The organism is Dietzia sp. 111N12-1 (assembly GCF_001658045.1).
GTDB classification, from domain to species: Bacteria; Actinomycetota; Actinomycetes; order Mycobacteriales; family Mycobacteriaceae; genus Dietzia; species Dietzia kunjamensis.
Genome location: NZ_LSSV01000018.1, coordinates 1 through 209, shown reverse-complemented (window position 1 = coordinate 209; position 209 = coordinate 1). Strand labels below are relative to the sequence as shown.

Below are 209 nucleotides of genomic sequence, written 5' to 3'. Positions count from 1 at the left end.
CGGGTGAGTAACACGTGGGTAACCTACCTATAAGACTGGAATAACTCCGGGAAACCGGGGCTAATGCCGGATAACATATAGAACCGCATGGTTCTATAGTGAAAGATGGTTTTGCTATCACTTATAGATGGACCCGCGCCGTATTAGCTAGTTGGTAAGGTAATGGCTTACCAAGGCGACGATACGTAGCCGACCTGAGAGGGTGATCG

1 rRNA gene is annotated in these 209 nt (G+C 48.8%); it reads left to right on the top strand.

The features are described 5' to 3' along the window. Positions 1–209, top strand: a 16S ribosomal RNA gene (locus tag AYO52_RS02515); the annotation flags it as partial.